Source organism: Pseudomonas meliae, assembly GCF_001400515.1.
In the GTDB taxonomy this organism is placed as follows: domain Bacteria; phylum Pseudomonadota; class Gammaproteobacteria; order Pseudomonadales; family Pseudomonadaceae; genus Aquipseudomonas; species Aquipseudomonas amygdali.
The window spans coordinates 1-4,694 of record NZ_LJQT01000137.1 but is presented as its reverse complement, the minus strand read 5'-3'; the positions used below and the strand labels follow the sequence as shown (position 1 = coordinate 4,694).

6 protein-coding genes are annotated in these 4,694 nt (G+C 54.3%); 3 read left to right on the top strand and 3 right to left on the bottom strand.

Features of this window, described 5'->3' with window-relative positions; genetic code table 11:
* Positions 1-101 precede the first annotated feature (101 nt).
* Positions 102-380, bottom strand: coding sequence for a mobilization protein (locus ALO64_RS06100; RefSeq protein ID WP_044345579.1), 279 nt, complete (start codon positions 378-380; stop codon positions 102-104).
* Between the two features lie 442 nt (positions 381-822).
* Here ALO64_RS06100 and mobA point away from each other — a divergent pair, with 442 nt between their 5' ends.
* Together mobA and traI are read left to right on the top strand one after the other, a co-directional pair.
* A complete protein-coding gene (gene mobA / locus ALO64_RS06095; protein WP_020304521.1) occupies positions 823-1,152 on the top strand; it encodes a plasmid mobilization protein MobA in 330 nt (109 codons plus the stop codon).
* Positions 1,153-1,162: 10 nt separating this feature from the next.
* Positions 1,163-3,118, top strand: a complete 1,956-nt coding sequence (traI, locus tag ALO64_RS06090) for a TraI/MobA(P) family conjugative relaxase (protein ID WP_044345585.1) — start codon at positions 1,163-1,165, stop codon at positions 3,116-3,118.
* 261 nt (positions 3,119-3,379) lie between these two features.
* Here traI and ALO64_RS06085 read toward each other — a convergent pair whose 3' ends face one another.
* Positions 3,380-3,796 (bottom strand): type II toxin-antitoxin system VapC family toxin, encoded by a 417-nt coding sequence (locus ALO64_RS06085; RefSeq protein WP_044345586.1) that lies wholly within the window; start codon positions 3,794-3,796, stop codon positions 3,380-3,382.
* Positions 3,793-4,047, bottom strand: coding sequence for a FitA-like ribbon-helix-helix domain-containing protein (locus ALO64_RS06080; protein WP_044345588.1), 255 nt, complete (start codon positions 4,045-4,047; stop codon positions 3,793-3,795). The genes ALO64_RS06085 and ALO64_RS06080 overlap by 4 nt, the downstream gene beginning before the upstream one ends.
* A gap of 346 nt (positions 4,048-4,393) precedes the next feature.
* Here ALO64_RS06080 and ALO64_RS06075 point away from each other — a divergent pair.
* Positions 4,394-4,694, top strand: a 301-nt coding sequence (locus tag ALO64_RS06075; RefSeq protein ID WP_162232061.1) for a MurR/RpiR family transcriptional regulator, incomplete at its 3' end; no start/stop codon positions are given.

Here is a 4,694-nt window from a genome sequence, read left to right as displayed (position 1 = left end):
TTGTCTACACCCTCTTAGCAGCGCATTAGCTGACGAAAAGTGCAGAAAAGAAGCCCCAAGAGATGGGGCTTTTTTTTGCTCATTTTTAACGTGAGCGGACGTTAAGCCGTCTGCGCTTTAACGCGAGGGGCAGCGCGTTTGCGAGAAGTCGTCAACTCAGTAATTTCCTTGGCACTCACATTCAAGCCCACGTCGGCGAGCGCTTGCTTGACCTCGGTGACTGTGTAGCCCTTCGCTGCGCATAGCTCAACTATTTCCGCTTTCAGTGATTGAAGCACTTCCGCCTGGCTCAGCTTGTCCTGGCTTAGGTCTGGAAGCTCAGTGAGTTTCTGGCGTGCGGCTTCCAACTCTTTTTGGGTGAACGTCTTTTGCTTCGCCATTGCGCGATTCCGAATGATGTTGGTCGATACCCAGCACCCGATCATAGGGCAGGGCGCCCGTTAGTCGTCGAGGATATCAGGAAGCGGTCAATCGATGACAGTGTGGTTTTGCATCCTCAGGCAGATTGTGGTGAGGCAATTAAACACGCCAACCCTCTACGGGCTTTTTCCTGACGGTCAAAGCATGGCCGCCCGTATGAGCTGTGAGGATCGCCAGGGCGTATCGAAAACCCCAACCAGCCACCACCGCCGCCGCTTCTCTGCTTTGGCTAGGCGGCATTGTGCCAAAATGGTAGTCTGCATACTAAATCGAGGTCATAAGATATGACTGGAAATGTTTTGTACGTACGGCCCGCACGCGGTCCATCCGACAAAACCCGGATCAGGGCTCCGCCCCGACACCCCGACAGCGTCATTCAGTTAGTTAAGGTTGAGTCAGAGCATGTCGAAAAGCACAGCGCGTCAAGCAACGGTGAGGATCGAAATTCGTTGCACTGAAGAGGATGCAGCCTTGATTCGCGAAAAAGCGCTGGCTGCCGAGATATCTGTTTCAGATCTGATGCGTCGTGCTGCGCTGAATCGCAAAATCAAGACACCGACTGACAAGAAGCTAATGTCCGCGTTGCTACAGCTCGGAGGCTTGCAAAAGCATCTGTTCAACCAGATGCAGGACAGCATGACAACTGATCTGAGCAAGCAATTCTCTGACGTGTTGGTCGCCATCCGAAATGCCGTCAATGCCATCGATCTGTCCCAGACTCGCATCAAGTAGCCCATCAGCCATGAACGTCATCATCCCCCCGAAACGCGGCGATAAGGGCTCCAGCTTCAACCGGCTGGTGAGCTACATCAGCGACCGTGGGGACAAGCCCAAAGATGATGATCTAGTCAGCGCTGCGCCTCGCCAGAATGCTTCGCGCACCAAGAAAGCGATGTTCGATCGGCTTGTCGATTATGCGGATCGAAATGATGGTGACAACCGTGCTGTCGTAATCACCGACGTGTTCCCCGATGGCCGTCAGCGCTTGATCAGTGGAGGCATTTCTTGCGAGACAAACTGCTTCTCCTGGGAGACATCGGCGGCGGAAATGAACATGGTTGCCGCCCAGAGTCGTCGCTGCCAAGACCCGGTCTATCACTTCATCTTGTCGTGGCGCGAAAACGAACTGCCTACTGATGCGCAGATATTCGAATGCGCCGAACACTGCATTCGTCAGCTGGGCATGGAAGGGCATCAGTACGTCACAGCTATTCACCAAGACACCGACAATACGCACTGTCATGTGGCGGTGAACCGAGTCAATCCCATTACTTACAAAGCCGCCGCCCTGTGGAATGATGCTGACACGTTGCAGAAAAGCTGCCGCGTTCTCGAACGCAAATACGGATTCATTCAGGACAATGGGAGTTGGCAGTGGGGTGTCAACGACCAATTGGTCCGTGCGCCTTTTCGGTATGGCAGCGCTCCGCAAGGGACTGTGCCATTGCAGGTCTATTCCAACACCGAGAGTCTCTATCATTACGCCGTGCGTGAGGTGCGTGAAAAATTATCTGAGCTTATCGAGTCGCGAGAGATTACCTGGCGTCAAATCCACCTGGCCTTGCATGAACGTGGCTTGGGATTAAGGGAGCAAGGCGAAGGATTGGTGATCTATGATTTCCTGCGGCCAGAGGGTCCTGTGGTCAAGGCTTCTTCGGTCCATCCGACGCTGACCAAGTTTCGATTGGAAGCCCACATAGGTCCGTTTGAAGGACCTCCCACCTTCGAACATGAAGAATGGAGCTATGGTATTTTTTCCACTTACCAGCCTGCATTTGAACTCCGAGATAAAGACGTGCGTTTTGATCGCCGGCAGGCGAGAGCTGAGGCTCGGCTTGATTTAAAAATGCGCTATAAACGCTATCGTGAGGGCTGGGAAAAACCTGATCTTCATGTCAAGGATCGATACCAGCAAGTGGCTGCTCGCTACCAGGCAATGAAGGCGGACGTCAAACGCTCTCAGCACGACCCATTGCTTCGCAAGTTGCTGTATCGAGTTGCCGAGTTCGACCGGATGAAAGCCATGGCTGAGTTGCGCATCGAGCTTCGTGACGAGCGGCAAGCGCTTGCCGAAAAAGGCTTGCTTCGTCCGCTTGCATACCGTTCATGGGTCGAGCAGCAAGCTCTCAGAGGCGACGTCGCGGCTGTCAGTCAACTGCGTGGATTTGTGTATCGAGAAAAGCGGAAGGAGCGCACTCCGGACGATGGTTTTGATCGTCTGATCCAGTGCGGCCAGGCAGATGACTCTGCTGTCTATCACCTGCGCTTTTACACGTCACATTTGCATCGCGACGGCACTGTCGAATATCTGCGCGATGGCAGGGCGGGTGTGATCGACCGTGGCGATTTCGTCCACGTAAAACCGGGGTTCAATGACGACGATGAGTTGGACAACTATCGGCTGGCCGCCAACCTGGTATCCACGAAAAGCGGTGACGCTGTGAGGATCATTGGTGATGACCAGTTCGTTGACCAGGTGCTTGATGCGGGATGTGGCGTCAACCATCGCGGAAGTCAGTATGTGTTCCAGGTGACCGATCCAGAGCAGATGGCGCGCTATGACGTGATCGAGAAGGATCACCGTCAGTATTACGGCTACGACGAACCGGAGGTGAGAACGCATTCACCAGCCCGGCATGACCCGATGGATGACGTCCCCGATGATGATTACCAGCCTCCAAGGCCGTTCGTTGGTTGAGGCGGAACATTGACCAGGACCGCGATAATCAGCATTTGTATCAGTAGGATCGCCGTGGCCCTTTAGTGGAAGTTGAGTGAGCCTAAGTAGTACCCTGATGCGGCGGCGAAGCTGGTGTGCAAGGCCCCCATATGGAGAAGAAGTCAAAGCCCGTCATGCGGGCGACAACGACGTTGGCGAGCGCTTCCAAGATTGACGTGGCCAAACCGCACAACGCGATGCCAAAGCTTTCGAGTAAACCCTTAATCTTTTATTGATCCCTCACACTTCCCACGGATTAATGACGGATACACCGACCGCCTCATAGGGTGCAGTGTCGCGTGACGCCACGATGAAACCTCGCGAAGCCGCAATCGCTGCGATGTAGCCGTCAGGTGTCGGGAATCCTCGCCCGCAGGTTTTTGCCGTCACGGCCAGATCGGCATAGCGCCGTGCTGCATCGATATCGAATGGCAGCACCCGATCCCTGAACAGCCCCATTAGACCGTCAAGGGCCTGCGCCAGCATGTCCTTGCGCTTGCCGGCCGGGAGCGCCCCGATGCCAAACAGCAGCTCAGCCAGCGTCACGCTGGACAGGTATAGCGTTTCGGCGGCTTGATCGTTCAGCCAGGACCGCACGGCCAAGTGGGACTCGGGCTTCATCGCCTCGGAAACGACGTTGGTATCGAGGACGATCATTCAAACCTCAGCGGCTCGGCCGGCGTCTTGTCTCGCACTTGGTTGAAGACCTCGAAATCTTCGTTCGTCAGGCCGATCTTGCGACCCAATGCCGCCAAGGCTTCACCTAGGCGAACGCGCGTCTCCGGCTTGACTGCGATCGCCAGAATCTCGCGGACTTCGGCCTCGGTGCTGTGCCCGTGTTGGGCAGCCCGCACTCGCAGCGCGCGGTGTACATCTTCGGGCAAGTTCCGTACTGTCAGCATTGCCATAACATCACCTCATGAAATTGCATTCAATGAAGTCATTTTATGTTTTTGAATGCATTTTCGCAAGAAGCCTCGCGATTTCGGAAAACAGCCTCCAAGGCCGTTCGTTGGTTGAGGCGAGCCATCCGAAATGGCCAGGACCTACATTTGAAAATGTACGAACGTGTCTTGAGAGGGGGGCTTCACCTGAATCGCACGCCGCCGCTTATGGCATGCATGTTGTCATGCTTTGTAAGCGGCTGAATCGAATTTGACAGCCAAGCTTGCATCTTCGCGAAAGCCAATGTTAGATTGATGACGTGGTTGTTTTTATGAAATGGATTTAACGGGTCGCATAAAGGATTAAGTCATGGCCACTGAAAAGAATAGCTTTCTACAACTGTTGGAGCAAAACACCTCTCGGATGAGCCCCACTGGTAAACGGATTGCTAGCTACCTGTTGGGTAACCCGGAGCGACTTCCGTTTGAGTCCGCCGATAGCATTGCGAAGCAGACCTCCACCAGTGGTATTTCTGTTGGTCGTTTTTTTCGATCCTTGGGTTACCGGAACATCGATGATGTTAAAAAGAGTCTGAGCGGTGAACCGTCGGCGTCGTGGCTCATAACTGACCGTGTCAGCGCCTTTCGTGCCGAAAGTGAACCGCCCCGGG

Excerpts from the sequence above, each read along its gene's own strand:
- ALO64_RS06085 (WP_044345586.1), bottom strand. The coding sequence starts at position 3,796 with ATGATCGTCCTCGATACCAACGTCGTTTCCGAGGCGATGAAGCCCGAG.
- ALO64_RS06100 (WP_044345579.1), bottom strand. The coding sequence starts at position 380 with ATGGCGAAGCAAAAGACGTTCACCCAAAAAGAGTTGGAAGCCGCACGC.
- traI (WP_044345585.1), top strand. The coding sequence starts at position 1,163 with ATGAACGTCATCATCCCCCCGAAACGCGGCGATAAGGGCTCCAGCTTC.
- mobA (WP_020304521.1), top strand. The coding sequence starts at position 823 with ATGTCGAAAAGCACAGCGCGTCAAGCAACGGTGAGGATCGAAATTCGT.
- ALO64_RS06080 (WP_044345588.1), bottom strand. The coding sequence starts at position 4,047 with ATGGCAATGCTGACAGTACGGAACTTGCCCGAAGATGTACACCGCGCG.